Origin of the sequence: Leptospira noumeaensis (genome assembly GCF_004770765.1) — a bacterium.
In the GTDB taxonomy this organism is placed as follows: Bacteria; Spirochaetota; Leptospiria; order Leptospirales; family Leptospiraceae; genus Leptospira_A; species Leptospira_A noumeaensis.
The window spans coordinates 1-719 of the sequence record NZ_RQFK01000017.1; the positions used below are offsets into that span (position 1 = coordinate 1).

1 protein-coding gene is annotated in these 719 nt (G+C 29.2%); it reads left to right on the top strand.

Annotated features, from left to right (window positions below; all coding sequences use genetic code 11):
- Positions 1-434 precede the first annotated feature (434 nt).
- The coding region (locus tag EHQ24_RS06715) for an SMI1/KNR4 family protein (protein WP_135600910.1) at positions 435-719 on the top strand (285 nt) is incomplete at its 3' end.

The window sequence follows — 719 nt, forward strand, 5'->3', positions numbered from 1 at the left end:
AGTTCGTTATACGACATGCTAAACACCAATCTTGTAAATAAGTAATCTCAGAGAAGAAAACCGAAACATCTATGAAATTTATCTTTAATCTTCCAATTATTCTTTTACTTTCATCAATCCTTTACACGAATGCAATTGGAGCTAAGGAAAAGTTTAAACCTGAATATGACTATACAATTAATAGGAACTACCTATTTCAAGATTGTGAAGAAAAGAAAAAATGTTACGAAAGCTGCAACAATATACCTAACTACGCTATGTTTTTTAGCATTTTTACGAATTCAGTCGACTCAGATATATCTAAAAAAATAAAATTATCTTGTTTAAGTGAATGCTCCCGCACTATCTGCTATAAAAATTTCAAATAGACTACTTTTTTCAAGTTTCCTTCAATTTCAATAAAAAAGAAATTAAACCAACACAGTTGAATAAAAATGACCATTGGTGAAGCATTTAAAAAATTACGCGAACTTAACGAGCAAGCACCATTTCCTTATAAATTACCGACTCAAAAAGAAATTTCTGAAGTTGAACTTGAATTAGAAAATACATTTTCATATGATTATAAAAAATTTCTATTAGAAGCAAGTGATGTTGTTGTTGGAACCTTAGAACCATGTACCATTGTTCCAAAGAATAGTCATACATTTATAGTTAATGTTGCAAAGGAAGCTTGGACTAAAATGAATGTTCCAAAAAATCTACTTCCAATTTGTGAG